37 protein-coding genes are annotated in these 22,821 nt (G+C 60.4%); 30 read left to right on the top strand and 7 right to left on the bottom strand.

Annotation, left to right across the window (positions count from 1 at the left end; translation table 11 throughout):
- Positions 1-126 precede the first annotated feature (126 nt).
- The 7 genes from AX724_RS23730 to AX724_RS19705 form a co-directional block, all read right to left on the bottom strand.
- A complete protein-coding gene (locus AX724_RS23730; protein WP_156448177.1) occupies positions 127-276 on the bottom strand; it encodes a hypothetical protein in 150 nt (49 codons plus the stop codon).
- Positions 273-461: a hypothetical protein gene (locus AX724_RS19685; protein ID WP_066770001.1), complete on the bottom strand. Its 189-nt coding sequence runs from the start codon at positions 459-461 to the stop codon at positions 273-275. The genes AX724_RS23730 and AX724_RS19685 overlap by 4 nt, the downstream gene beginning before the upstream one ends.
- A complete protein-coding gene (locus AX724_RS19690) occupies positions 461-787 on the bottom strand; it encodes a hypothetical protein (protein ID WP_066770004.1) in 327 nt (108 codons plus the stop codon). The genes AX724_RS19685 and AX724_RS19690 overlap by 1 nt, the downstream gene beginning before the upstream one ends.
- Positions 787-1,122: a hypothetical protein gene (locus AX724_RS23735; RefSeq protein WP_156448178.1), complete on the bottom strand. Its 336-nt coding sequence runs from the start codon at positions 1,120-1,122 to the stop codon at positions 787-789. Before AX724_RS23735 ends, AX724_RS19690 begins: the two co-directional genes overlap by 1 nt.
- Positions 1,123-1,179: 57 nt before the next feature.
- Positions 1,180-1,866, bottom strand: coding sequence for a DUF7666 domain-containing protein (locus AX724_RS19695; protein ID WP_066770006.1), 687 nt, complete (start codon positions 1,864-1,866; stop codon positions 1,180-1,182).
- Positions 1,867-2,158: 292 nt separating this feature from the next.
- On the bottom strand, positions 2,159-2,872 hold the full coding sequence (locus AX724_RS19700) for a DUF3800 domain-containing protein (protein ID WP_066770008.1): 714 nt from the start codon (positions 2,870-2,872) through the stop codon (positions 2,159-2,161).
- A 42-nt stretch (positions 2,873-2,914) separates the two neighbouring features.
- Positions 2,915-3,271 carry a helix-turn-helix domain-containing protein gene (locus tag AX724_RS19705; RefSeq protein ID WP_066770015.1) on the bottom strand — a complete coding sequence of 119 codons (357 nt, stop codon included), beginning with the start codon at positions 3,269-3,271 and terminating at the stop codon, positions 2,915-2,917.
- Positions 3,272-3,492: 221 nt separating this feature from the next.
- On the opposite strand from AX724_RS19705, the gene AX724_RS19710 reads away from it, so the two are divergent.
- From AX724_RS19710 to gp17, 30 genes are all read left to right on the top strand, one after another.
- The gene (locus AX724_RS19710; RefSeq protein WP_066770018.1) at positions 3,493-3,891 is read left to right on the top strand and encodes a GIY-YIG nuclease family protein; all 399 of its coding nucleotides are present in this window, start codon (positions 3,493-3,495) and stop codon (positions 3,889-3,891) included.
- Complete coding sequence (locus AX724_RS19715; protein ID WP_066770021.1) at positions 3,888-4,241, top strand: hypothetical protein; 354 nt, start codon at positions 3,888-3,890, stop codon at positions 4,239-4,241. The genes AX724_RS19710 and AX724_RS19715 overlap by 4 nt, the downstream gene beginning before the upstream one ends.
- Positions 4,238-4,441 (top strand): hypothetical protein, encoded by a 204-nt coding sequence (locus AX724_RS19720; protein ID WP_066770023.1) that lies wholly within the window; start codon positions 4,238-4,240, stop codon positions 4,439-4,441. The genes AX724_RS19715 and AX724_RS19720 overlap by 4 nt, the downstream gene beginning before the upstream one ends.
- Before the next feature lie 201 nt (positions 4,442-4,642).
- Complete coding sequence (locus AX724_RS19725) at positions 4,643-5,407, top strand: PcfJ domain-containing protein (protein WP_156448179.1); 765 nt, start codon at positions 4,643-4,645, stop codon at positions 5,405-5,407.
- The gene (locus tag AX724_RS19730; RefSeq protein WP_066770029.1) at positions 5,408-5,602 is read left to right on the top strand and encodes a hypothetical protein; all 195 of its coding nucleotides are present in this window, start codon (positions 5,408-5,410) and stop codon (positions 5,600-5,602) included.
- Position 5,603: 1 nt separating this feature from the next.
- A complete protein-coding gene (locus AX724_RS19735) occupies positions 5,604-6,086 on the top strand; it encodes a helix-turn-helix domain-containing protein (RefSeq protein ID WP_066770033.1) in 483 nt (160 codons plus the stop codon).
- The gene (locus AX724_RS24780; protein ID WP_269454174.1) at positions 6,083-6,214 is read left to right on the top strand and encodes a hypothetical protein; all 132 of its coding nucleotides are present in this window, start codon (positions 6,083-6,085) and stop codon (positions 6,212-6,214) included. The genes AX724_RS19735 and AX724_RS24780 overlap by 4 nt, the downstream gene beginning before the upstream one ends.
- Entirely contained in the window at positions 6,211-6,351 is a 141-nt protein-coding gene (locus AX724_RS23740) for a hypothetical protein (RefSeq protein ID WP_156448180.1), read from the top strand. Before AX724_RS24780 ends, AX724_RS23740 begins: the two co-directional genes overlap by 4 nt.
- Positions 6,348-7,094: a DNA-methyltransferase gene (locus AX724_RS19740; RefSeq protein WP_066770036.1), complete on the top strand. Its 747-nt coding sequence runs from the start codon at positions 6,348-6,350 to the stop codon at positions 7,092-7,094. The genes AX724_RS23740 and AX724_RS19740 overlap by 4 nt, the downstream gene beginning before the upstream one ends.
- Positions 7,091-7,282, top strand: coding sequence for a hypothetical protein (locus AX724_RS23745; RefSeq protein WP_156448181.1), 192 nt, complete (start codon positions 7,091-7,093; stop codon positions 7,280-7,282). The genes AX724_RS19740 and AX724_RS23745 overlap by 4 nt, the downstream gene beginning before the upstream one ends.
- On the top strand, positions 7,279-8,667 hold the full coding sequence (locus AX724_RS19745) for a DEAD/DEAH box helicase (RefSeq protein ID WP_066770039.1): 1,389 nt from the start codon (positions 7,279-7,281) through the stop codon (positions 8,665-8,667). Before AX724_RS23745 ends, AX724_RS19745 begins: the two co-directional genes overlap by 4 nt.
- Positions 8,664-9,296 (top strand): hypothetical protein, encoded by a 633-nt coding sequence (locus tag AX724_RS23750; RefSeq protein ID WP_156448182.1) that lies wholly within the window; start codon positions 8,664-8,666, stop codon positions 9,294-9,296. Before AX724_RS19745 ends, AX724_RS23750 begins: the two co-directional genes overlap by 4 nt.
- Entirely contained in the window at positions 9,293-9,616 is a 324-nt protein-coding gene (locus AX724_RS19750) for a hypothetical protein (RefSeq protein WP_156448183.1), read from the top strand. The genes AX724_RS23750 and AX724_RS19750 overlap by 4 nt, the downstream gene beginning before the upstream one ends.
- Positions 9,613-10,386, top strand: coding sequence for a hypothetical protein (locus AX724_RS19755; protein WP_066770045.1), 774 nt, complete (start codon positions 9,613-9,615; stop codon positions 10,384-10,386). Before AX724_RS19750 ends, AX724_RS19755 begins: the two co-directional genes overlap by 4 nt.
- A complete protein-coding gene (locus tag AX724_RS19760; protein ID WP_197421645.1) occupies positions 10,386-11,561 on the top strand; it encodes a virulence-associated E family protein in 1,176 nt (391 codons plus the stop codon). The genes AX724_RS19755 and AX724_RS19760 overlap by 1 nt, the downstream gene beginning before the upstream one ends.
- Positions 11,562-11,825: 264 nt before the next feature.
- Positions 11,826-11,966, top strand: a complete 141-nt coding sequence (locus AX724_RS23755; RefSeq protein ID WP_156448184.1) for a hypothetical protein — start codon at positions 11,826-11,828, stop codon at positions 11,964-11,966.
- A gap of 48 nt (positions 11,967-12,014) precedes the next feature.
- Entirely contained in the window at positions 12,015-12,446 is a 432-nt protein-coding gene (locus AX724_RS19765; protein ID WP_066770049.1) for a hypothetical protein, read from the top strand.
- Positions 12,439-12,828, top strand: a complete 390-nt coding sequence (locus tag AX724_RS19770; RefSeq protein WP_066770050.1) for a hypothetical protein — start codon at positions 12,439-12,441, stop codon at positions 12,826-12,828. Before AX724_RS19765 ends, AX724_RS19770 begins: the two co-directional genes overlap by 8 nt.
- Complete coding sequence (locus AX724_RS19775) at positions 12,825-14,249, top strand: PBSX family phage terminase large subunit (RefSeq protein ID WP_066770058.1); 1,425 nt, start codon at positions 12,825-12,827, stop codon at positions 14,247-14,249. The genes AX724_RS19770 and AX724_RS19775 overlap by 4 nt, the downstream gene beginning before the upstream one ends.
- A 46-nt stretch (positions 14,250-14,295) precedes the next feature.
- Positions 14,296-15,816, top strand: coding sequence for a phage portal protein (locus tag AX724_RS19780; RefSeq protein ID WP_066770061.1), 1,521 nt, complete (start codon positions 14,296-14,298; stop codon positions 15,814-15,816).
- Positions 15,817-15,866: 50 nt separating this feature from the next.
- Positions 15,867-16,640, top strand: coding sequence for a minor capsid protein (locus tag AX724_RS19785; protein ID WP_197421646.1), 774 nt, complete (start codon positions 15,867-15,869; stop codon positions 16,638-16,640).
- Between the two features lie 104 nt (positions 16,641-16,744).
- Positions 16,745-17,692 carry a hypothetical protein gene (locus tag AX724_RS23760; RefSeq protein WP_156448185.1) on the top strand — a complete coding sequence of 316 codons (948 nt, stop codon included), beginning with the start codon at positions 16,745-16,747 and terminating at the stop codon, positions 17,690-17,692.
- 62 nt (positions 17,693-17,754) lie between these two features.
- Complete coding sequence (locus AX724_RS24620) at positions 17,755-19,071, top strand: DUF2213 domain-containing protein (protein WP_066770078.1); 1,317 nt, start codon at positions 17,755-17,757, stop codon at positions 19,069-19,071.
- 14 nt (positions 19,072-19,085) lie between these two features.
- Positions 19,086-19,544, top strand: coding sequence for a structural cement protein Gp24 (locus AX724_RS19800; RefSeq protein WP_066770082.1), 459 nt, complete (start codon positions 19,086-19,088; stop codon positions 19,542-19,544).
- Between the two features lie 14 nt (positions 19,545-19,558).
- Positions 19,559-20,542 (top strand): DUF2184 domain-containing protein, encoded by a 984-nt coding sequence (locus AX724_RS19805; RefSeq protein ID WP_197421647.1) that lies wholly within the window; start codon positions 19,559-19,561, stop codon positions 20,540-20,542.
- A 3-nt stretch (positions 20,543-20,545) separates the two neighbouring features.
- Positions 20,546-20,764, top strand: a complete 219-nt coding sequence (locus tag AX724_RS19810; protein ID WP_066770086.1) for a hypothetical protein — start codon at positions 20,546-20,548, stop codon at positions 20,762-20,764.
- Between the two features lie 68 nt (positions 20,765-20,832).
- The gene (locus tag AX724_RS19815) at positions 20,833-21,288 is read left to right on the top strand and encodes a DUF4054 domain-containing protein (RefSeq protein WP_066770091.1); all 456 of its coding nucleotides are present in this window, start codon (positions 20,833-20,835) and stop codon (positions 21,286-21,288) included.
- Positions 21,288-21,656: a hypothetical protein gene (locus tag AX724_RS19820; RefSeq protein ID WP_066770094.1), complete on the top strand. Its 369-nt coding sequence runs from the start codon at positions 21,288-21,290 to the stop codon at positions 21,654-21,656. Before AX724_RS19815 ends, AX724_RS19820 begins: the two co-directional genes overlap by 1 nt.
- Positions 21,657-22,062: 406 nt before the next feature.
- On the top strand, positions 22,063-22,344 hold the full coding sequence (locus AX724_RS23770) for a hypothetical protein (RefSeq protein ID WP_156448186.1): 282 nt from the start codon (positions 22,063-22,065) through the stop codon (positions 22,342-22,344).
- Positions 22,341-22,775 carry a tail completion protein gp17 gene (gp17, locus tag AX724_RS19830; RefSeq protein WP_066770098.1) on the top strand — a complete coding sequence of 145 codons (435 nt, stop codon included), beginning with the start codon at positions 22,341-22,343 and terminating at the stop codon, positions 22,773-22,775. The genes AX724_RS23770 and gp17 overlap by 4 nt, the downstream gene beginning before the upstream one ends.
- Positions 22,776-22,821: the final 46 nt, after the last annotated feature.

The raw sequence follows: 22,821 nt of genomic DNA on the forward strand, positions 1-22,821 counted from the left end.
CCCGCACTCCGCTAATTTACGCCGCGACCTGTGCCAAATGTTCTGACGACGGACAGTCCTGGTCGAACAGAACGACAGCGGCGGCGGCATTGCTTGCGGCGGGAACAAGGTCGGTGGTTGCCACGGTCAAAAGCCTTTCGGGTTGGGGCAGGCGATCAAAAGCGCGCCGCCGATGGTGATGATTGCGATGACGACTGCGAGCATCTGCGAAAGCGTCAGGAGGCGGGGATCGCGGTCTTGTGCTACGCCCTGCTCAAGGGATTGGGTGGCGGTCATGAAACCCTCCGTTCGTAGAGGATGCCCGCCAGCATCTCGTCGGCGGTATCGATTTCTGGCAAAAGCCGCGCGATTTCCGGCAGCTTGTCGTCAGACGTAGAATGGTCACGAACGACATCGGCTATGAGATCGTAAGCCTCAGCTAGGCGCTGATCGGTCCACGTTGTGTAGTGGCGCGCAGCCATTACGCCGCCCTCCTCTGGTTTGCATGGAAGTCCACAGAGCGAATGAGGTCATCCAGGCGAGGTCCGCGACCGTTCGCGCCCATCATGCCGAGAGCCGTCACGCCGCCGTTGTCGGGCTGCGAGAGATACCATTCGGCTTTTGCGCGATGGCTGACGAGGCCGTCATAATAGGCCCGCGCCGTGAAGGGCTTGATCCAGCGGCGGTTGCGTTCCAGCCTGTCCAGAGCCGCGTCGATGCGCGCGATCTGGTCGCGCAACAGAATGCCCGCGCGACGGTCGCAGTCGGCGTGATACTCTGCGCTGGTGGAAAAGTCGGAGCGGAGCATTATGCCTGCTCCCCGAGGGATTTGGCGATGGCGGCGCGAACATTGGCAAGCTGTTCGCGATGCGTCATCGCGTCCACATCATGCATCGACGCAAATTCTTCTTCTGAGACATCAAGCCAGTGCTCAACCTTGCGTAAGGCATCGAGCATCGCGGTTGCAGCAAGAGTGATAGACAAGTCAGGCTTGGAAAAGCCGAATACCTCTCCCACGGTATGCGCTGGTCCGTCGCCATAGCTGTTAATTCCGGCACATAGGCCGTGCCCCACCTTGCCGTCTGCGCGACGGATGGTCGAAAATATCGTCCAAGGCCCCGGCGTTCCTTTGAAATCAGACATATCCAATCTCCAAACTCGTCATCCTCGCCCCGGCGAACCGGGGTTGGGGGATGGGCCTCAGGCTGCGGGAACCAGCTTGCCGTTTTTGGCGACAAGCCATGTGTCGGCGGGGGTGCCATCGCGGCCAGCGATGCCGGCGGCGACAGAGACGATCTCATATTTGTTGTTGCGCTCGACGGCGAAGATCGCGTTTCCTTCTGCGCCCTTTACCTTGCCTTCAAAGCCAGAGGCCATCGCAGCGCCACGGGTTCCGGTGCTGGACGCAGCGCCACGGGTTCCGGTGCTGGACGCAGCGCCACGGGTTCCGGTGCTGGACGCAGCGCCATAGTCTCCGGTGCTGGACGCAGCGCCATAGTCTCCGGTCACATGGCTTTCGTCGGACTTGATTGCTCGCGACCAGACATAATCCCATGCGCGCTTAATCAGGTCATGGATGCTGATTTCGACGCCGATCGTGATAACGGCGGAGGCAAGCTTGATGTTGTCGTCGCTATGGGTTGCGCCAGACTGCTGAACCTCGAAATAGCGCGATCCAGCGGGCGGGTAATAGCTGAACACCTCGAAGGGGTGCGCTTCGGTAGTGCAGGCGTGGAATCCGTTCTCGCAAGCGCGGATCACGCCTTTGTGCGTGTAGGTTTTGCCCGCCTCGAACTGATAGCCGCGACACTGGAGGTTTTGATCGAAACCCTTGATCGAGTGAACGACCGCGCCTTCTGCCGCAGTATCGGTTTTCTTCTTCGCCATCTGTCCAATCTCCTGCGGGTGGTCCCGGTGTGAGATTGGGTATGGGACATTTTGTCCCGTTCGTCAAGGACAATTTGTCTCTTTATTTTTCACGGCGGAAGCGACCGTTTGTCGCCACTAAAAACCGAATCGCACCTCGCCTATCGCGAAGCTACGTGCTATGCGGGGCTGTAGGAAAGGACTCGTTTCCGATTGCGATTATCGTAAAATTCGTGTACGCATATTGCGTCCGTAGCGCGAAGTCTCAGGAGATGTCCCGATCCTCGCAAAAGCGATAGCGCTACGGGCCGCGTCACCCTTTGGGCGTGACATTCCAGATATTGAGGCGGTAGTCTTTAGGGCCAGAGTTCCCATTAAGGTCTGGCCATTTGGTTTTTCCCAGCACGTAGGCCGCAAGTTCAGCCTTGGTGGCATTAAGCGCCCGCTCGTTTTTCAATGCCGCGAGAGCGCCCAACGGAACGTCGAGCAATTGCAGCAGCGGCTCGCGACGTGAATCTCTAGTCTCCAACACTGGAACGCAGTTTGGCCGGGTGCGCTTCGTGGTGTAGCCCGCCGCGCATAGCTGGTTCCGCATAGACGGGAGATAGCTGGTGCAGTCGCCATGATCCGGGTGAATGTGAATCGGCACTTTTGGTCCATAGAAGGCTACAGGCCGGTGTAGCAGCATCTGCCAATACATCTTGCTGACGGTATCAGTCCGTCCCCGATCACCACTTTCCTTGTGCCTGTATTCCGAAAAAGGAGCAAACCGGATGTGAAAATGCGCCTGCCGATCCTCGATTAGGCCGAATAGATAGTCCACATACCGCATGTGGACGGAGACTCTACGCTTCTTTGCGGTGGACCATTTAACCTCGGAAACTACACCGCACTCTTGATTGATGCGCTTAAGATCGGCGGATATTTCAGCCACACGCCGCTTCGTTACAGCCAGTCCACCGATGGCCATGTAGGCATCGTCTACCTGGCTGCTTTCATCGCAGAAATACAGGACGGTATTCGCCAAGGAGCTAGCCAGCCACCCGGCAGTAGATCGCCAGCTTGACGGTCATCCGTTGGCAGCGGTGCGCACGAGCCGCCTCGGCCCCCTCGCCACCGCTTCATCCTTGCCGGTCAAAATATAGGACACGCTCCTATCGACCACCATCGCAAACCTAGGGATTAGGTAGGGCGGCAAAGGTGATCGCGTTTCATACTTCTTGTAGCGATCCAGCGGCACGCCGATGGCAGTAGCCATTTGCGCCTGCGTCCATTCACGCTCCACGCGAAGGCGCGCAGTGCGAGCGCACAGCATGTCGTTGAACTGAGCTTCTTCAGGCCACTGGGTCATGAGACGATTATGCCCGCTACGCAGCGACAAATCGCTCGACACGTTGTCCTTGACATAGGGGACAATTTGTCCCATTAAATCCTCATGCCAAACGAACGCATCACATGGGCGCTTGTGGACCGCGAGGCTGAAGCCCTTGCCGTCACGAGCGAGGCTCGTCGCAAATGGAGACAGGCAGGACGTGGAGTGCCGCTGGCATGGCGCGTCAGGATCGCGGAAAGGCTTGCCTCCCGTGGGGTGTTTGTCGCCCTGACCGACTTTGACGCTCTACCCGCCAGTCCGGGGAGGGTTGCGGCATGATCTATTTCATCCTGTCTCCCTCGAATGCGCTGGTGAAGATCGGCTACAGCAAAGAGCCGCGCCGTCGCTTCGCCGGTCTTCAAGCGGCTTGCCCTGTAGATCTTGCTTATCTTGGGGAAGTGGCGGGTGGAAGCGAGCTTGAGCGCAAGCTGCACACGTATTTTTTCGGCTTCCATTCGCGCAACGAGTGGTTCCATTTCAAGGGATCGCTCGCTCAAGAGGTGGTGGCGATAATCGCCGGCAATTTTGATTATGCCCGCCTCCCCGAGAAGGGTGTTCGCTCTTGGGCGCTCGTTGAGCGCGCTTCGGGCAATCCGGTCTGTTCCAATGGCCGTAAGCGCAGGGCTTTTGAAATCCCTGCGACCCCCAAAGAACGGGGAGCGGCCTCCCTATGAGCTATGTCATCGGTCATGGGCATGCCCGCGCCTGCAACTGCGTTGGCCCGCAGAATGGCGATCCCGTCTGTCCGTGCGCGATGCCCGCGTATCGCGAGCGCCAGCTTGGCGAGCGGGCGCTGGAGTTCATTCGCAAGCAGGGCCTTGAGAAAGAGATTTCTCATGAGACGCCTGCGCAGAAGGCGAAGCGCATCGGCGTTCCGCTGATCCCGGCGAGACCCAAGCCGCAACAGCCCGCTTTCGATCCTGTCATCAGCGTCTGCGGTGCCTGTGGAATGGAGATGCGCAAGGTCATGGGATACGCCTGTCCTCGCTCTGATTGCCCCTGCTTTCCGCAGGTGACGGCATGACCACCTCCCCCCTCACCGAATTGCAGCGGCTTGGTCAGGAGTGGGAAGATCCTTGCCCGACTTGCTGCGGCAACGGCGAGATCATCACGGACTGGAACCGGTATCTCCACTCCTTCCCCGACGACAAGGGCGACGAAGCTGTTGCTGACTGCCCGGATTGCGACGGGACCGGCCCCATCCCCAGCACAGAAAGGCGGTAGGTGGTGGGAGCAGAACGCATCCGTTTCGCCAATGGCGAGCTTGACGATGTGGCGTCCGTCCTCGTCAACACCAGCGAACATGCCGGGCAGTATCTTGCCCAGGCTCCGGCCATTGCCGTTCTCGCCTGCGGGAAGTTCTCGACCAATATCACTTATGGCGAGCTTGATCGCTTTTCCGGGATCGTCGGCCGCAATCCTCGCTTGAAGGACTTGCTGGCCGAGTATGGTGCGCCAGCCCAATTGCGGAAGATCCCGGCGCACACGCTGCGCCCTCGTCATCGTAATGCCCTTATTGCTCTGTCCCGACTTGACGCTTCCACGCTGTCGCAAATCATTCCGACCGACAGCCATGGCGTTTGGCTGGACGCGATCGATAAATGGCTGCGCCTCATGCCCAGCGGCAAGAAAGCGCAATCCCGGTTCAGCGTCGAATGGGTCGCCCGCCGCCTTTCCGAAAACATGTCGCGCTTCGAAGAGGTCGATACGATCATTGACTGGATCGGTCGCGGCAAAGGTCTGCTGAACGAAAAATGGACGTGGGAACGCGCCCTGGCGGAAGTGGAGGCATGGCACCGCTCCCTTCGCGATGAAGCCGCGCTTAAGCGCCTTGCCGCCGCCGAACGGGAGCGGGCCAGCTTCGACACGGTGATTTGTAAGGCTCCGCTGCCCGATGAAGCCACTGTCGCCGGGTATGATTTCGTGATGCTCCGGTCTCTGCGCAAGCTGCGCGAAGAGGGGCAAGTGATGCACCATTGCGTTGCGTCTTATGCCAACGATGTTCGCAAAGGGCGCTGCTCGATAGCCTCCATCCGCAAGGGCGGCGTTCACATCGCCACGCTGGAAATCTCTGCGAAAGGGGTTTCTCAGCAGCTCAAAGCGCACTGCAATCGCGCCGTCGAAGCTCCGGTTCGACAGGCCGTCGATGAGTATCTCCTTCGCCACTGGCGGCCAGAGGAGCGCGCCTAGATGTCGAACCACACCCTCAGCAATGGGGCCGATAGGGCGGGCGTGGTCGCTGAACTGCGCCGGGTAGCTGCCCTGTTCCAGCTCCGCGCTGTCTGCGCTGCCATGGAAATTCCCTTCCACGCCCTCCCCACCAGCGAAGGCGCATCCCCTTCCGGGGCGCAGATCGATGTTTCCAACCTTGTTCATGAGGGTTGATATGACGCAACGCACAATCAACGTCCTGCGCGTTAATGAGGTCGAAGAACGAGAGGAATACCGTTCGGCGGTCGCTGAAATCCTGCGCAACGTCCAGAACGACTATGGCGTGACGCTGCTTGAGATAGCCGAAACGATCGGCGTTTCTCTTGGCACGATCAGCAATGCGGCCAACAAGAAGGCCGACCTTAGCGCCACCTTTCTCCAGCGGATCGGCCGGGCCTACGCTCCTACCGAGCTGGACCCCTATTACCGGCTCTCGGGCGGTCGCGCCGTTGCACGTGCGAACGAAACGGACGGCGACATCATGCCGCTGTTGCTCCGCACTGGAGCGCAGATTGCCACCGCTCGCTGCCCGTCATCCCCTGGCGGCGTCTCCGAAGTCCTGCGCGAACGTCTGGGCTACCTGCCCGACCTCCGCCGCCTGCGTCGTGAGACTGACGCCCTGATCGCCCTCATTGAAGCGGAAAGGGATGCAGCATGACCTTCCCCCAATATCTCTCCATGCTTGCCGCTCACGCCCCTTTCTGGGTCGGCACCTACTTCGCCTGCGTCTTTGCGATCGGTGCCTATTACACCGGCAAGACCGCTCTCAAGGCTCCCCGGCCATGAAGCACGAACTCTTCACCACCCTGGAGCCGACCCGTCAGGAGCGCAAGCAACAGGTGCGCAACATCCTCGCCCGCCCTGAGAATGAGCGGCTGTGTGAGGCGCTTAAGGAATATCTGGATGAGCGGAGGGTGAAGTGACCTACCAGCGCAAGGAAATCATCGGGAAGGCGACCCTGTATTTGGGGGATTGCCTTGAGGTGATGCGGACGCTCGCGCCCGTCGACCAGATCATCGCCGACCCGCCATATGAGGCAGCGCTGCACAATGCGCGCGCCCACCAGTCGAAGTTGCGCAAGGATGGTGGCCCTGAACTTCAGGAAATCAACTTTGAAGCGATTGACGAGATCCGGGATGAATACGTCGCGGCGGCATCAGCGCTCTGCAACGGTTGGTTCATCGCGTTCTGCACACTAGAGGGCGTTCGTCCTTGGGCGGAAGCCATCAATGCCTCGCCTATGAAATACAAGCGCTCGTGCGTCTGGGTGAAGCCTGATTCCACGCCGCAGTTGAATGGGCAAGGGCCAGCCCAAGGCGCTGAGGCGGTCGCGGTAGCCTGGAATGGGCAAGGCCATGCCAAATGGAACGCTGGCGGCAAGCGCGGTGTCTATACGCACCTCGTCAACAATGCCGAACGCACAGGGAAGCACCCTACCGAAAAGCCCCGCCGGCTGATGAGTGAGATCATCGCTGACTTCACCATGCCGGGCCAATCTATTCTCGATCCTTTCATGGGCAGCGGCACGACTGGCGTTGCTGCCGTCATAGCTGGCCGAGCATTTATCGGCGTTGAGCGGAACCCCGAATATTTTGATCTGGCCTGCCAGCGCCTGCGCGACGCCCAGCGCCAACATGACCTCTTCCTCGGGGAGGCCGCAGCATGAAACAGCCCCTCACCCAACAGCAAGCCATGGACGAGGCTGTCAGGAAGGCGCGGCGGGACAAGATCACCGCCAAGGAGCGCGACATGATCGTGTCCCAACTGCGGACGCTTCCCCTGCCTGAGGTCCATCGGAACACGCGCCGGTCATATCTATGCCTGGGCAAGATCGCGGAGGCGAACGGGCTGTGACAGTCACCCTCCGACCATATCAAGCCGCCCTGCTCGACGGCGCACGCCAAGGCTTTCGCGAGCGCAAGCGCGCAATCCTGCTCCAGCTACCGACAGGCGGCGGCAAGACGGTATCCGGGTCGAAGATGATCGAAGGATCGTCCGCCAAGGGCCTGGTATGCTGGTGGCTTGCGCATCGACGGGAATTGATAGGCCAGACTTCCAAGACGTTCGCCGCGATGGGCATTCAGCACGGCATCATCGCCGGCGGGCATTCGTCCGATCCGCACAAGCGCGTCCAAATCGGCAGCATTCAGACTGTCGCGCGCCGCTTGGACGATCTGGCCCCGCCCGACCTCATCATTTTTGACGAGTGCCATCACCTTGGCGCAAGCCAGTGGCAGAAGATTTTCGACGCCTTCCCCAACGCCAAGATCATCGGCCTTACCGCGACGCCGTGGCGCTTGGACGGCAAGGGCCTGGGCCAGTGGTTCGAGGAAATGGTCAACGGCCCGACCGTGGCGGAGTTGATCGCAGAGGGTAGCCTGTCCCACTATCGGCTGTTCGCCCCGACGCAAATCGACACCAGCACGATCAAGATGCAGGCCGGCGACTTCAAAAAGGATGACCTCGCCAAGCTGATGGATAAGCCGACGATCGTCGGTGACGCGGTGAAGCACTATCTCAAGTTGTGTCGTGGCAAGCGCGCTGTCGCCTTCGCGGTGAACGTTGAACACAGCCAGCGCATCGCGCAGCAGTTCAACGCCAACGGCATCCCTGCTGAGCATGTCGACGGCACTATGGACGCTGGTTCTCGTGACGGCGCTATCCAGCGCTTCATCGCCGGCGACACGCTCGTCCTGACTAATTGCGAGCTGTTTGGCGAGGGATTCGATGTTCCCGCGATCGAGGCGGTCATTCTGCTGCGCCCGACCAAGTCTCTGTCCCTGCACCTTCAGCAGGTCGGCCGCGCTCTTCGCCCCGCACCGGGCAAGTCCGAGGCAATTATTCTGGACCACGCCGGCAACAGCATGATCCATGGCCTACCTGACGATGACCGGGAATGGACGCTGGAGGATCGCGAGAAGAAGAAGAAGGACGACAAGGTTTCGTCCCCCATCAAGACCTGCATGGAATGCTTCCATGTGTATCGGCCGGCGCCGAAGTGTCCGCAATGCGGGCATCAGCCTGTCGGGCAGGCACGCGAGATCGAACAGCGCGACGGTGAATTGGCGGAGGTTGACGTCGCCGCCAAGCGCAAGGAGCAAAGGCGTGAGGTCGGGAACGCCCGAACCCGCGAGGACTTGGAGAGAATTGCTCGCGAGCGCGGATACAAGCCGGGCTGGGTAAACGCGATCATGAACGCGCGGCAGACTGGCGGCTTTGCCGGGAGGCGGTACGCATGATTGGCGAGCGCTTCGGGAACTGGACCGTCATTTCTACGGACAGCGCAAATCGCGCCAACGGCTACAAGGTCGATTGTCGATGCGATTGTGGGACTAAACGCGCCACCAGCGCCAAATATCTCCGCAACGGAAAGAGCAAAAGCTGCGGTTGCGACGGAGTGTATGTCGGCGCGCTGCTCGACTGCGGCACCGTTCTGGCGATCAGCCAAAAAGCCCGCCGTAAGCCGCGAGTACTGACAGTCCGATGCAAATGCGGCGAAGAGTTTTCGAGCCGTCTAGAGGGGCGCTCAGTTCGCGGCGGCTGCCCCTCTTGCCGCGTTCACCACTTCAAGCACGGCGAATCCGCAGCCCTTTGTGACACCAAGGAATATCGCACCTGGAAGGGCATGCGCTGGCGTTGCGGTCCAAATGGGCTGGCTGATTATGCCGGCCGCGGCATATCAGTGTGCGAGCGCTGGTCTGACTATACCGTTTTCCTCGCAGATATGGGGCGTGCGCCGTCGCCAGCCCATTCGATTGATCGCGTCGACGTGAACGGGAACTATGAACCGGGCAACTGTCGATGGGCCACTGCCACGGAGCAAATGAATAACCGCCGCCCATCCTCCGAATGGAGGGCGCGAGCATGAGCGCCGCCCACACCGACCTAGTCAACCAGATCCGGCTCTACCTGTCGGACATCGGCGCCATGTCGATCCCGGTCGACACGCCTGGTCTGCTCTACACCCGCGATGGACGGCCGGCAAAATTCGGCACCAAGGGCGCGCTCGACATCGCAGCGACCGTGAAGGGCCGCGCCGTCTGGATCGATGCGAAGACCGGCCGAGATAGGCTGAAGCCAGAACAGATGAAATTCTGCGCAGCCCAGGAAAAAGCTGGAGGCATCGCCTTCGCCGCCTGGTCCGTTGCCGACGTCGCTACCCGCCTCAAGCTGGAGGGCCTCGCATGAGGCACCGCGACATCATAGACGTGGCGCACCCCTTCCGCCCATTCGCCCAGGCTATCGTCAACTCGCATGAGGAGATTGTCGAGGGCTATCTCAAGCGCCGCGCCCTTTCCGACGCGGCCAGCTTCCAGCGCGAGTTAATCGACGCAGTGGACGCCATGAGCAGCGACACTATCGGGGCCGCATGGCGCAAGGCCCATCGCCTGCAACTGTTTCGCAATCCGGCAAAGGCGACAGCATGGAAGGCCCGCGCCATCAGCCTTGACCCGACCGATCCGCACATGAGTATAGCCCTCGCCAGCTTCGCGCCGATGCAGGTTGACGGAAAATGGCACCTCGCCATCCCACTACCCATCCCGTGTCCGCTTGGGGCCAAATCCATTGAACCAGACGACATCGTTCTGATCGAGCCAGCCACCGGCAACGCCCGTCTCTACAGCGGCGATACGGACACGCTTATCAGCGCCGACAAGCCCGACAGCTTTACCGCCATGGCTGACGCCAAGGTGTGGGCGCGCGAGATCGCAGCCAGCGCTGTCGAATGGTTCTACCGCCGCTGTGACGCCGCCAAGATCGCCAACGTGGCGCCAACCTGGTCAGGCTTGCCATCATCGGCGCTCGCGATCGGGAATCCTGGCAAGATCATCTGGCCGCATGTCACGGCCATCACTGCAGGCGCAGGCATCGACGCCGCGCAACTCAAGAAAACGATCTTCCGCCAGGCGCGCATCACGCATGTCGAAAGTCCGATGCAGATTGTGAGGGCGGCATGATGGCTGACGTCATCGATCTGAACGCCTGGAGGCACAACCTCCAGATGGGCGACAAAGGCCCAAAGCGGAACCTTACGAATACGATCGCGCATCTGCGCGGCCTTCAAGGGCTGGGGAAAAGTCTGCGCTTCAACGAAATGACGCAGGCCATCGAGTGGAATGGCAAGCCGATCGAAGATCCTGACGTGGTCGACATTCGGCTCATCATCGAGCGCAACAATTATCAACCGCAGGACCGCGACATCCGCCCGGCTATCGACCGCGTGTGCCGTGAAAACCGCTACAACCCGGTCACGGATTATCTAAACAGCCTGAAATGGGATGGAACCCCGCGGCTGGAGCGATGGATGCCGCACCTGTTGGGCGCGCCCGCCAGCGACTTCGTGAAGTTGGTCGGCCCCAAGGTGCTGATCAGCGCCGTTGCCCGCGCTTACGAACCGGGGTGCAAGGTCGACACGATCATGGTCCTGGAGGGCGAGCAGGGCCTGAAAAAGTCCAGCGCCATCGCCGCCCTTTTTGGCGAGGAATATACTGCCGAGTCCGTGAGCCTGTTCGACCAGCACAACAAGATGGTCATGCAAATGATGGGCGCGTGGTGCGTCGAGCTGGCAGAGTTCGTGGCGGTCGTCCGCAAGGAGCAAGGCGCTGTCAAGGGCCTCATCTCTATGCGCTCCGATCGCGTGGTCCTGCCCTATGCCAAGATGGCAAGCACCCATCCCCGGCGCTGCATTTTCTTCGGAACGATCAATCCCGACAGCATGGGCTATCTGACCGACAGCACCGGCAACCGCCGTTATTGGCCTGTCACCGTTACCCGCATTGACATCGAGGGCATCCTGAAAAGCCGTGACCAGCTTTGGGCAGAGGCCGTGCATCGCTTCCGCCAGGGCGAGCGCTGGTGGCTTGAGGATGATGAAAACAAGGTTGCCACCGTCGAGCAGGTCGAGCGTGAAGAAGAGGATGCCTGGACGCCGATCCTTAAGGAAAAGCTGGTCGGCAAAGCCGTCATCACGACGAACGACGCGCTAACCGAACTTGGTATTCCGCACGAACGGAAGGACAAGCGCGCGCAGATGCGGGCCGCCACAGCGCTCGTCCAGATCGGCTATGAACGCTTCAAGGTGCGTCCTGCACCGGGGGCTAAACCTATATGGGCATGGAGGCGCAAGGAATGATGGCCGTTCCCTCCCCCCTGTTCCCACTGCGCCCTTGTTCCCACCTCAAGGCGGGAACATGCGCCAAAATTTTGCGTGTTTTTGTTGCCCACCTCACCTGTTCCCGCCGTGTTCCGACCCATTTTGAGGGGGTAGGAACGAGGTGGGAACGTAAGGTTTTCTGCGGCTCTTGCTCTATTTGTTCCCTCCTTTTTCTAAAGAAAGAAAGAAATAGGGAGAGTGGTAAAAACCTGGGTTTCGCGTGCGCGCGAGGAGGTGGGATCAATGGGTAATCTCACCGCCTTCATCTGCTGGCTGCTCAAGTCGCCGCGTTCGAAACGTGACGCCGGCCTTGAAGCGCGCAGGCTCAAGATCCGGCTCGATTGGGCGGAATTCTACTTCAACACGATCGGGAGGATGGGATGAGCACTGACACGACCCGGCCCACCACACAGCAGCAGGGGGAGTAGGGGGATGGGCAAGCACATCACCATCGACACGGAGATCAAGCGCCCATGGCAGGTGGCAGTGTGCCCCGTGGATTTTGCCGAAACTTTCATCCGCGAAGGCTGGCGTGGCGTCGAAGCGAAATACGGATTCCACACCCGCACGAACAAGCGCTGCATCGATGAGGCTGGAGGAGAGGCCCTGATACAGCAACGCCGCGAATATCTCGCCAAGGTTCGCAGGCTGCGCAAAAGCATCCAGCATCGCCACCAAGTCACCGAGCCTGCCCAGATTGTCCCTGAAAGCGTCCGTAGCGCGATTGCCTACATGCGCGGCAGGGAGGGTGGTTCGTGGCTTATCACCGCAACCGGCGCTGGTGATTTCTTCTTCGGGGCCATCCGACTGACTGGAGATGAGATCGTGGAACGGGCCAAGCGGAAGGGATGGACCCATGTTTAAGGCTAACCCTGTCGGCCGCCCCAGCAAGTACAAGGATGCCTACTGCGGCGAGGTGGTGACGCACATGACGGAAGGTGCCAGCCTGACTTCATTCGCTGCTGAGATCGGCGTTTCGCGGGCGACCATCAACGTGTGGATGGAAGAACACCCGGAATTTTTAGAAGCCGTTGGTAAGGCGAAGGCAAAATGCGCCTCTTGGTGGGAGAAGCAAGGGCGTCGGATTGCGCTGGAAGGTGGCGGCCCAGGCTCCAGCACCCTCGCCATCTTTGGCATGAAAAACATGGGCGGCGACGACTGGACCGACAAGCAGGAAGTGGACCACCGTAGTTCCGATGGCAGCATGACCCCGCAACCGCCGATCTACAACATCACCGACAAGTGAACCGCGAATTCATAGATATATTCCCTGCGTATAGGGACTATCTGCAACCTGCTCGTTTTAAGGTTGCATATGGCGGTCGTGGCAGCGCAAAAACGCGGACATTTTGCACCGTCTTAACAAGCAACGTGCTTTACCATGGATGGCGGGTCGTTTGTTTCCGCGAAATCATGGAGAGCATCGCGGATAGCGTCTATCAGGAGTTCGTGGCCGAGATCGAGCGCCGCAACCTTGATGACCAGTTCGAGATATTGAAAACCGAAATCAAGTGCCGGTCTGGCGGTTGCATCCGCTTCTCAGGCATTAAGGCCAGCGCGACTAGGCTGAACACGCAGAAGCTTAAAGGATTTTCGGACTTCGACGCGGCATGGCTGGAGGAAGCAAATCCGGTTACGGCCGAAAGCTGGAATGCGCTCATCCCGACCATGCGCAAGAGCGGGTCGGAAATTTGGGTATCGTTCAACCCTGAGAACCCGCTGGAAGAAACCTATCAGCGGTTCGTGGCTGATCCGAGCTATCCGGCTGAGAAGGACGGACGCCCCTATTGCATCGTCAAAAAGATCAACTTCACGGACAATCCGCGCTTCCCGCGCGAGCTGGCCGACGATGCGGAGTTGATGCGCCAGACGGACCCTGAGCTATACCGGCATGTCTATCTGGGCGAGCCGGTCGCCAACAATGCCTTGTCGATCATCAAGCCCATGTGGATTGAGGCAGCGATAGACGCGCATCTTCAAATCGAAGGCTTCCCCATGGGTGGCGGAAAAATCGGCGGCATGGACGTGTCAGGAGGCGTGGAAGGCGATGTGGCCGCACCCAAGGCGAACGACCCAAACGCGATGGCTTGGCGCTATGGCTGCGTCCTCTCCGGCTTGGAGGAATGGCAGGACGAGAACCCGAACGCCGCAGCAGCCTACGCCTACAGCATTGTGCGGCGAGAGGGCATTGACACCCTGCATGTCGATGACATTGGCGTCGGCGCGTCGGTTCCCGGCGAACTGCGTCGGCTGCAAAAGGAGGCAAAGGCCAGCAGCGCCGCATTTGCAGGCTGGACCGCCTCCGAGAGCCCCACGAACGCCGACAAGGAGTACCAGCCCGGCAAGACGCATGGCGATATGTTCGCCAATCTCAAGGCGCAAGGCTGGGGGCTGTTAGGAGATCGGTTTCGGAACACATGGCAGGCGCGCAATGGACTGCCCTATGATGCGGACAAGCTCATCTCCATTCCTTCCGGGCTACCATTACGCGAGAAGTTGCAAGGCGAATTATCCCAGCCTCGCCGTGAGAGCGTGAACGGGCGCATGAAGGTGGAGAGCAAGAGGTCGTTAAAGAAGCGCGGCATTCCATCGCATAACTTGGCCGACGCGGTTGTCATGGCCTTTTCCGAGCCAGAGCGGAGGGTGACACGCTTCAGCGTCCTATAGGCTGGCGTCCGTAGCAATCCCCGGACCTTCTCCGCACCGTCTCCCCATGTCTGGCCGCATCAGCAAAGTCACCCCTAAGCCGGGATTTGTGTTCGACGGTCGGGACGTAATCCCCGCCCCTGCCAACGTCGTTCCGATCAGCCGCAGCTTTGCGCTCGACGGCGCGCTGGCCAACATCATGTCGGGGCGCGGCACATCCGTGGATAAGTCCAGCTATAATCACTGGACCTTCATGCCGCAGAACCCGCAGCAGATCGAAGCGGCGTACCGGGGCAACTGGCTGGTCCGCAAGATCGTGGACATTCCGTGTCAGGACATGACCCGCGCCGGGCGTGATTGGGATGCTGAAGATGACCAGATCGCAGCGATTGAGGCAGAGGAAAAGCGGCTCGGCTATTGGGCCAAGGTCTATCAGGCGCTCACGCTAGGCCGCTTGGGCGGCGGCGCAATCCTCATCGGCATGAAGGATGGGCGGCCTGATCTCCCCCTGCCCGCCAATGTCGGCCCGAATGCGGTTGATTATCTCGTCGTCCTGTCCCGCCACCAGCTTCAGCTTGGCGACATGGAGACGGACCCCGCCTCCCCTATGTTTGGCGAACCGCGCTGGTTCCGCCTTGCTGGTGGGCGCAACAACATCGACATTCACCCTTCGCGCGTCATCCCGTTCAAGGGCCTGCCTGCGCCCGGTCTCTATGCCACGAACGCAGAGGATCAATATTGGGGCGATTCCATCATCCAGACGGTGGATGATGCGATCAAACAGGCCGTCACTGCAACACAGGGTTTCGCCAGCCTGATCGATGAGGCGAAGGTGGACGTGTTCACCATGCCGGGCATGTATGAGACGCTTGCCCAGCCTGGCGGTGAGGCGAAGTTCATGGCGGCGCTTCAGGCATCCGCGATGGGCAAGAGCAACTACCGCATGCTCGCGCTTGGTGAAGGCGAGACATGGGAGACGCGGCAGATCGCATGGGCGGGGATGCCCGATGTCATCAAGACCTATCTTTCGATCGTCGCGGGTGCTGCTGACATTCCCGCTACCCGGCTGCTGGGGAAATCGCCGGATGGGATGAACAGCACCGGCTCGTCCGATGAGCGCAACTATCTAGCCATGATTGCGGCCAAGCAGCACATGGACCTGCGCCCGCCTCTGGAGCGGCTTGACGCGGTGGTCCTGCCATCCGCTGGCGTGAAGGCTGATTTGCCATGGACGTTCACGCCGATCAGCACGCTTAGCGAGACTGAGGCGGCCGACATCGAGCTCAAGGAAGCACAGGCGCTGGAAAAGCTGGTGGGCCTTGCTGTCGTTCCTGAAACCGCGATGGCGAAGACGATCCAAAACCGCTTGATCGAGACGGGAAGATTCCCCGGCCTCAAGAAATTGATCGAGGAAGCCGAAGCTGCTGGCGAGGGGCTTCCTGACGACGAATCCGAACTGGGGATCATGCCCCTCGGAGAGAATGGAGGTGGTCAAATATCTCGCGTGCCGGGCGGTGAGTCTGGAAGTGGCGAGCCGCCCCGCCGTGCTGCGAATGACAAGAAGGCGGATGCCAGCGAGGGCGAGTGATGCCCTACGACCTTCCATCCATTGTTAAGCGAACAGGCCGCAGGAGAGATGTGACCCTGCGCCCCATCATCCCCACCGCCAGCCAAGCGATCGATCTGGCCGCGATCTACGCCCCCGCATGGCGCATATGGGCCGAGAGCGTAGACCGCATCCTCGCCGCCTATGATCCGCAGCCCCTGCCGACATCCGACAGCCTGACGCTCGACACCGCTGACCAGGTGCAGGCCGCCATCACCAGCGTGGCAAACGAGTTCCTGACGATTCTGACGGCGCGGATCAGCCCGGCGCTGAGGAATTGGTGTATAAGGGTAGAATCCTGGCACCGCGATAAATTCACCGCTAGCGTGAAGGCTGGGACCGGTCTGGATGTGGCGATGCTGCTCGGTCCCTCAGATGCGAATGACACGCTTGAGGTATTCATGGCACGCAACACTGCCTTGATCCGCAACGTGAGTGACCAGACACAGGCGCGGGTGGCTGACGCCGTTTTTCGCGGATACCAGGACCGGAGGCCGATCCGTGAGGTTGCTAAAGAACTTAGTGAAGCAACCACGCTGGGTCGCGACCGTGCACGTCGCATCGCGCAGGATCAAACTCAGAAGGTTAGCGCTGCGCTCGACCGCACTAGACAGCAGGACGCAGGGATAAGCCAATTCAAGTGGAGGCATTCGTTTAAGCTACATCCACGCAAGGAGCATCAAGCGCGCGATGGTAAGATTTACGATTGGACCAGCGAGGTTGCGCGCAATGACCCTCCCGGTTCCGCCCCCTACTGCGGGTGTCGCGCTCAAGCATATCTGGCGATTTTAGACGAGATTGAATGAAGAAAAGCTATGTTTTGCGCTGAATCGCTGGCATAAATAGCGAGCCGCAGCAGGACTGGAACTCCCGCCACGGCTCTGACCATAAACGCATTGGAGGTGCGGCCATGGCTCGCATGAGCATAGAGCAATTGTTACGTGGGGAAACCCGTTTTGGGATGTTCACCGTCTTGGGCGAGGGTGAGCCGATCATCACGAAATCACACCCGCTGCGTTGTGCCAAGGTGCGATGCGACTGCGGCAACATCCGGCATGTTCAACCAGCCAAGCTTCGAAGTGGGAAGCACTTGAGTTGCGGTTGCATGAATGCGGAGTTGAGCCGTCACCGCTTTACAAAACATGGTAGGTCTGGGACTCCAGAGTACTCCAGCTGGAAATCGATGCATGAGCGCTGCTACAATCCGAAAAACAGAGTGTATCATCGCTACGGCGGACGCGGAATAGATGTCTGCCCCCAATGGCACGGGCTTGAGGGGTTGCAGCAGTTTCTTAGTGATATGGGGAATAGGCCTGAGGGGACCACCATAGACCGGATTAACAATAATCGCGGCTATTGGCCCGATAATTGCCGGTGGGCTACGCCAAAGCAGCAGAGCGCAAATATCTCAACCAACCGGCTGATGACGTTTGACGGAATTACGAAGATCGCAGGACAATGGGCGGATGATCATGGCATCCCCCGCCAAACCTTCCATCAGCGATTGGCCAAGGGTTGGAGCGATGAGCGGGCTATCACTGAGCCGCTACAAGAAAATGAACGCCTGGTCAAAATTGACGGGGAGGAAGTATCGCTCGCGGAAGCCGCACGCCGCTGCGGCGTGCCCTACAGCCGCCTGCGACATCGCATTGACCAAGGCGTTCCATTGGAGAGGGCGTTGGATTCAACGCCAATCGAGGTTGGCCGCAAAGGTGAGAAGAACTCCTCAGCCAAGCTAACTCAGAAGGATGTAGATTACATACGCTCCTCGTCAGAAATGGGGATCACGCTGGCGAGGCGGTTCGGGATTTCGAACACTACCGTGACCAACATTCGGAAGCGCCGGATATGGAAATAGCCACTGCCGTGAAAAGCTGGCGTCCGTAGAGCCTACCTAAAGCCGTGGGGCACACAAGCCCCATGGTGCAACTGACCGACACCCTTGATGCTTCGACCGCCGCCCGCATCTGCGCGGATGGTTCGCTTGTGGCTGAAGTGTTCGCGGCCCGCACCGGCATCCAGGATTATCTCGGCCGCGAGGTTGATCCAGACAATCAGCATGGCCTCCGCGATAAGGCGACGGTCAAGGTCTATCGCCCCGAGAGCGAGGTTTTCAAGGCAGACAGCCTCGCCACCTTCGCGTACGCGCCTGTCACGCTGGATCATCCTTCCGTCCCGGTGACGGCGGACAATTGGCGTCAGCTTGGCCGAGGCGAGATCAACGGTGATGTCGTTCGCGACGGCCAGCGTGTCCGTGTTCCGATCATTGTTCGCGACGCCAAGGCTGTTGAGGCCGCCACCACCACCCACAAGCAACTGTCCATGGGATACGCCACCAAGCTGGTGTTCCCGACTGACGGCAGGCATCCCGATGGCACGCTTTGCGACGCCTATCAGACCGAATTGAAGATCAACCACATTGCGCTTGTCCGCGCCGCACGGGGCGGGCCGGAATTGCGTGTCATTGACGAGCGCAAGCCGCTTCATCTTCTGACAGACGGCATCGGCGACGCCAAGGCGTGGCTCAAAAAGGCCATAGCCCTCCACAAAAAGCACATGGACGGCACAGCGCCCACAACCGGCCCTGCCGGAGAAAAAAGCCAGATGCTCATGATGGAGCAGATGGAGAACGCGTTGTCCGCGCTCGACGGTGAATCTCCAGCGAGCCGGATGAAAATGGACTTTAACCCCAAGGAGCTTCTCATGAAGATCAGGATCGGCGACGCCGAAGTCGATGCGACCAACGGTGAGGCCGTTCGGATCGCGAATGATGCGCGCGAAGGCGCATTCAAGGAACTCCAGACCAAGGTCGGCACGCTGACCGCCGATCTGGCGACCGCGAACACCACCATCCAGACCAAGGACGGCGAGATCGCCGCCCTGAACGCCAAGCTGAAGGACGCGGAAGTGACGCCGGCGAAGCTTCAGGCGCTGGCCGATGCTCGCGCCGATGTGATCGGCAAGGCAAAGCTGCTGGCCCCGAACATCGTCGCGGACGGCAAGACCGACGCGGAAATCCGCAAGGAAGCTGTGTCTGCCAAGTTGGGCGACGCCGCGAAGGATATGGCGGACGCAGCGATCGAAGGCGCTTTCATCGCTTTCACCAAGGACGCGAAGATCGACCCCTTGCGCGCAACCATCATCGACGGCGTGCAGACGGTTGGTGACGCTGCCGCGAAGGAGCAGCAGGCATTCGACGCCGCCAACGACTTCAACGCCTGGCGCAAGCAGGCATAAGGGAGGGCTGAACAATGCCTTTGCAGACTTCTTATTCGCAGTTCCAGCCCGAGGCCTTCATTGGCCAGCTCGGCAACATGGAAGAGTGGAACGGGCTTACCCGGACCGCGACCGCGACCATCGCCTTTGGCGCCCCTGCCCAGCGCAGCGGCGACGCAGGCTGTGCCCCGCTCGCTTCCGGCGGCGAGTTCCTGGGCATCGCCATTGGCCATCACGTCATCACGGCCACCAACGCCGACAGCTACGGCCAGTATGACAACGTGCCGCTTGCCGATGAGGCTGGCCGCATCCGCGTCGTTGCCGACGCCGCAATCACGGTCGGAGCTGCGCTCAACTTCAACACCGCGACTGGCCGCTATACCACGGCCGCCACGTCCGGCACCGTCATCGCCGTCCCCGGCGCGGAGGCAGACACCGCCGCCGCTGGTGCTGGCTCGCACTTCTGGCTGCGGCTGCGCCGCGTGCCGTCTTAACCGGGGGCTGAGCAATGAACATGCACACGAATTTCAACGACGCGCAGCAGGCTCAGTTCGGCTTCGTCGTCAATCAGGCTTACGCGATCAACGCACAGGTCTATGCCACCAAATTCCCCGATCTGGACTTCGGGCGGCTCGTCTATGTCGACACCTCTGCGCCTGAGTGGACGCCGGGGATCATCACCTTCCTGTCGTCTTCGGTCGGCAAGGCAGGATGGTATTCGGGCGCAGCTAAGGATGTGCCCCGTGCTGACGTGACCATGGACAAGTCCGAGGTCCGCGTTCACATGGCCGCCATCGGTTATGGCTATAATGACGAGGAAATTGGCCAAGCGCAGCTGCTCGGCATGAACCTCGGCACCGCCAAGGCTGAGGCCGCTCGCCGGGCTTACATGGAGTTCATGTGGAACATCACCTTGACGGGCGACACCACCAAGAACTTGCTTGGCCTTGCTAACCAGTCCGCTGTGACGGCAGGGACCGCCCCTGCCGATGGGACGGGTTCGGTGACGACTTGGTTCGATGCGAACGGCAATGCGACGAAGACGCCTCAACAAATCGTCCGCGACATCAACAGTGTTCTGACGGGCATCTTCACCGGGTCACTCACGGTCGAAATGGCCGACACGCTGCTGCTGCCTTACAGTACTATCAGCTACCTCGGCGCGACCCCGATGTCTTCGACCAACAGCGAGACGATCCTGTCGTTCATTCTGCGGACCAACATCTACACGCAGATGACCGGCCAACAGATCACCATTCGTGGTGTCCTTGGTCTGGATACTGCCGGCGCATCCTCGACCAAGCGCATGGTTGCTTACGCGAACCGCCAGGATGTCGTGAAGCTGCATCTGCCGATGCCGCATCGCTTCGGCCACAGCGGCGGGCTTGTCTATCAGGATGGGCCAAGCTCGTTCCAAATTCCGGGTCGGTTCCGCACGGGCGGCGTTGAAGTCCTGCGCACCGGCGCGTTCCGGTATCTGGACGGGATTTAAGCCATGGCTGACGAACCCAAGATCGTGAAGCATGTCGTCACCAACATCACGAACGGCCCGAAGGTGCTGAACGCCGTCACGCCCGGCGTCCTGGCGGCGGGCGATTCTACCGATGATCCGGTGGAGATGACCGAAGCGGAATATAATGCTGCCAAGGCGACTGGCTGGTTCAAGTTCGGAGCTGCCGCCGCAAAGGCTGCGGCCAAGGACGACGACAAGTAACCCGACGCTCCGGGGGCGAAGCGAGGCCGCTGCTTTCGAGTGGCGGCCTTTTTCATAAGGACTGACCTATGGCCTATACCCCGCCCACGAAGGCGACCTTCATCGCCATCTTCCCGTCCTTCGCGGCAGTGAGCGATGAGGCCTACGATTTCTGGTCAGGTCAGGCCGTGCTTATCACAGAACCTCTGCAAGATTGCCTCGCCGGCCAGATGGACCTTGCGACCATGCGGGCGACGGCCTGGTATCTGACGGACGCCGGGATCGGCACTGGTGCCGAAAGCGAGATGGCGGCGCAGGGGGCGTCGGGTTTCAAGCGCATCAAGTCTGGCACGATCGAACTGGAACGGGGCGATGCTACGAAAGCGGAGAGTGCCGGCGTCTATGGCTCCAACAGTTATGGGGTGGCCTTCTTCGCGATGATCCGTCCTTGCCTTGCCGGGCCTCGGGTGACTGGGACTGGCTGCGTTCCGTGCGGAACCGGCTTCAACGGCTGGGCCGGCCCTCTGCCTTATGGGAGGTGCTGATGGGCCTGCTCAACGGCGGCATCTCCGCGATCTTCGGGGCGGCTTTGGGCGGGCTTTATCTTGATGGCATCCTTCATCGCGACGGGGTGAACCCGGTATATGACGATGAGGGCAATATCACCGGATACGCGGGCGCTGATGACATGCCGATAAAGGTCCAGCGCGACGCCTGCTCCTATTCCATGCGGCAGTCGGAAGGTTATTCCGAAGGCGACGTAATGCTGATCATTTTGGCGTCGTCCTTGGCCGGCACGAAGGTGACGACCGACATGCAAGCGACCGATGGCGCTGGCGACCGATGGACGATCAAGAGCCATGATCTGGACGCGGCCAGCTCGCATTGGATTTGTCGGGGGCGGGTGGCGTGAGGATCACCGGGGCTAAAGCGCACAAAGCTAGGTTGAAGCGAATCCGTGGGTCAGAAATGCGGCGCGAGGTCGGGAAGGCGATTTATACAGCTGCCGACCTTCTGAGTGTGGAGGCCGCGCTGTCCATCACGCAAGGGGCGGTGTCCGGCGCTAACCACAAGCCCAGCGCCCCAGGAAGCCCGCCAAACGCAGATACGCACCTACTTGACAGGTCCATCCACACCGAGCGCGAAAGCACTCTGGTATCCCTTACGGTAGCAGACGCTCCCTATGCTGCCGACCAAGAGTTCGGCAACTCCCGCCTTCCCGAACGCCCTTACATGCGCCCCGCTGCGGAAAAGACGCGCCCCAAGGCTGAGCGCCTGGTCGTTGCCGCAGTAAAGCGGGTGGTTGGCGGAGGCACGCTATGAGGGTGCACTTCACTCGCGACTATGACCACCGCTGGCCTTCGCGCGCCGTTACCGCCTTCAAGGCCGGCTGGTCCGGTGCCGTGAAGCGTGAAGTGGGCGAAGCGGCCATCGGAAAAGGCAGGGCGACAGAGATCGCGAACGGTGGTAAGCCTAGCAGCGATGCCAAAGCCTCCCCGCCTGCCGACATTCGAGGAAGTAGAGGAATGGCTCGACCGGACGATGCTTCTGATGTGGGGTCCGTCATTCTCGATCTGCCGCTGGATGGGGCCGGACAATGACAACGACCCTAGACCCGTCGCTCTCGATCCGGGGCAAGATCATAGCGGCCTTGAGGGCTGACGCCACCCTAACGGCGATCATCCCGGCAGAGCGCATCTACCCGACCAAAGGGCCGGCATCGCCAACTTTTCCCTTCATCCGCGTTCCCATGCTCATTGGCACCCCCGCCGAACTGGACGGAGGCAGCGGGTCGGATCAGTCGGGCGTCATTCATTGCTTCACGAAGCTGGCGACAGGCGTTGCCGATCCTGAAGCGCAGGCGGCGGTCATCAACCGACATATCGTTCGTATCCTGAGCCAGATCGATGATGTGGACCTTGGCGACGGGGAATCTCTCGGCATCCATGTCACGCAGACACAGGTCATCATGGACAGCGCCGAAGCTGATGCTTTCCATGGAATGGTTTCCGTTCGCGCCGTTGCCTCCTAAGCTGGCGTCCGTAGAGGCGTCACCCCCTACCCCATAGCCTGCCCGC

It is taken from the genome of Sphingobium sp. CCH11-B1 (assembly GCF_001556865.1).
GTDB lineage: Bacteria > Pseudomonadota > Alphaproteobacteria > Sphingomonadales > Sphingomonadaceae > Sphingobium.

Bases quoted from the DNA above. Each gene is read 5' to 3' on its own strand.
- AX724_RS23730 (WP_156448177.1), bottom strand. From the start codon at position 276: ATGACCGCCACCCAATCCCTTGAGCAGGGCGTAGCACAAGACCGCGAT.
- AX724_RS19685 (WP_066770001.1), bottom strand. From the start codon at position 461: ATGGCTGCGCGCCACTACACAACGTGGACCGATCAGCGCCTAGCTGAG.
- AX724_RS19690 (WP_066770004.1), bottom strand. From the start codon at position 787: ATGCTCCGCTCCGACTTTTCCACCAGCGCAGAGTATCACGCCGACTGC.
- AX724_RS23735 (WP_156448178.1), bottom strand. From the start codon at position 1,122: ATGTCTGATTTCAAAGGAACGCCGGGGCCTTGGACGATATTTTCGACC.
- AX724_RS19695 (WP_066770006.1), bottom strand. From the start codon at position 1,866: ATGGCGAAGAAGAAAACCGATACTGCGGCAGAAGGCGCGGTCGTTCAC.
- AX724_RS19705 (WP_066770015.1), bottom strand. From the start codon at position 3,271: ATGGGACAAATTGTCCCCTATGTCAAGGACAACGTGTCGAGCGATTTG.
- AX724_RS19710 (WP_066770018.1), top strand. From the start codon at position 3,493: ATGATCTATTTCATCCTGTCTCCCTCGAATGCGCTGGTGAAGATCGGC.
- AX724_RS19715 (WP_066770021.1), top strand. From the start codon at position 3,888: ATGAGCTATGTCATCGGTCATGGGCATGCCCGCGCCTGCAACTGCGTT.
- AX724_RS19720 (WP_066770023.1), top strand. From the start codon at position 4,238: ATGACCACCTCCCCCCTCACCGAATTGCAGCGGCTTGGTCAGGAGTGG.
- AX724_RS19730 (WP_066770029.1), top strand. From the start codon at position 5,408: ATGTCGAACCACACCCTCAGCAATGGGGCCGATAGGGCGGGCGTGGTC.
- AX724_RS19735 (WP_066770033.1), top strand. From the start codon at position 5,604: ATGACGCAACGCACAATCAACGTCCTGCGCGTTAATGAGGTCGAAGAA.
- AX724_RS24780 (WP_269454174.1), top strand. From the start codon at position 6,083: ATGACCTTCCCCCAATATCTCTCCATGCTTGCCGCTCACGCCCCTTTC.
- AX724_RS23740 (WP_156448180.1), top strand. From the start codon at position 6,211: ATGAAGCACGAACTCTTCACCACCCTGGAGCCGACCCGTCAGGAGCGC.
- AX724_RS23745 (WP_156448181.1), top strand. From the start codon at position 7,091: ATGAAACAGCCCCTCACCCAACAGCAAGCCATGGACGAGGCTGTCAGG.
- AX724_RS23750 (WP_156448182.1), top strand. From the start codon at position 8,664: ATGATTGGCGAGCGCTTCGGGAACTGGACCGTCATTTCTACGGACAGC.
- AX724_RS19750 (WP_156448183.1), top strand. From the start codon at position 9,293: ATGAGCGCCGCCCACACCGACCTAGTCAACCAGATCCGGCTCTACCTG.
- AX724_RS19755 (WP_066770045.1), top strand. From the start codon at position 9,613: ATGAGGCACCGCGACATCATAGACGTGGCGCACCCCTTCCGCCCATTC.
- AX724_RS19760 (WP_197421645.1), top strand. From the start codon at position 10,386: ATGGCTGACGTCATCGATCTGAACGCCTGGAGGCACAACCTCCAGATG.
- AX724_RS23755 (WP_156448184.1), top strand. From the start codon at position 11,826: ATGGGTAATCTCACCGCCTTCATCTGCTGGCTGCTCAAGTCGCCGCGT.
- AX724_RS19765 (WP_066770049.1), top strand. From the start codon at position 12,015: ATGGGCAAGCACATCACCATCGACACGGAGATCAAGCGCCCATGGCAG.
- AX724_RS19770 (WP_066770050.1), top strand. From the start codon at position 12,439: ATGTTTAAGGCTAACCCTGTCGGCCGCCCCAGCAAGTACAAGGATGCC.
- AX724_RS19780 (WP_066770061.1), top strand. From the start codon at position 14,296: ATGTCTGGCCGCATCAGCAAAGTCACCCCTAAGCCGGGATTTGTGTTC.
- AX724_RS23760 (WP_156448185.1), top strand. From the start codon at position 16,745: ATGGCTCGCATGAGCATAGAGCAATTGTTACGTGGGGAAACCCGTTTT.
- AX724_RS24620 (WP_066770078.1), top strand. From the start codon at position 17,755: ATGGTGCAACTGACCGACACCCTTGATGCTTCGACCGCCGCCCGCATC.
- AX724_RS19800 (WP_066770082.1), top strand. From the start codon at position 19,086: ATGCCTTTGCAGACTTCTTATTCGCAGTTCCAGCCCGAGGCCTTCATT.
- AX724_RS19805 (WP_197421647.1), top strand. From the start codon at position 19,559: ATGAACATGCACACGAATTTCAACGACGCGCAGCAGGCTCAGTTCGGC.
- AX724_RS19810 (WP_066770086.1), top strand. From the start codon at position 20,546: ATGGCTGACGAACCCAAGATCGTGAAGCATGTCGTCACCAACATCACG.
- AX724_RS19815 (WP_066770091.1), top strand. From the start codon at position 20,833: ATGGCCTATACCCCGCCCACGAAGGCGACCTTCATCGCCATCTTCCCG.
- AX724_RS19820 (WP_066770094.1), top strand. From the start codon at position 21,288: ATGGGCCTGCTCAACGGCGGCATCTCCGCGATCTTCGGGGCGGCTTTG.
- AX724_RS23770 (WP_156448186.1), top strand. From the start codon at position 22,063: ATGAGGGTGCACTTCACTCGCGACTATGACCACCGCTGGCCTTCGCGC.
- gp17 (WP_066770098.1), top strand. From the start codon at position 22,341: ATGACAACGACCCTAGACCCGTCGCTCTCGATCCGGGGCAAGATCATA.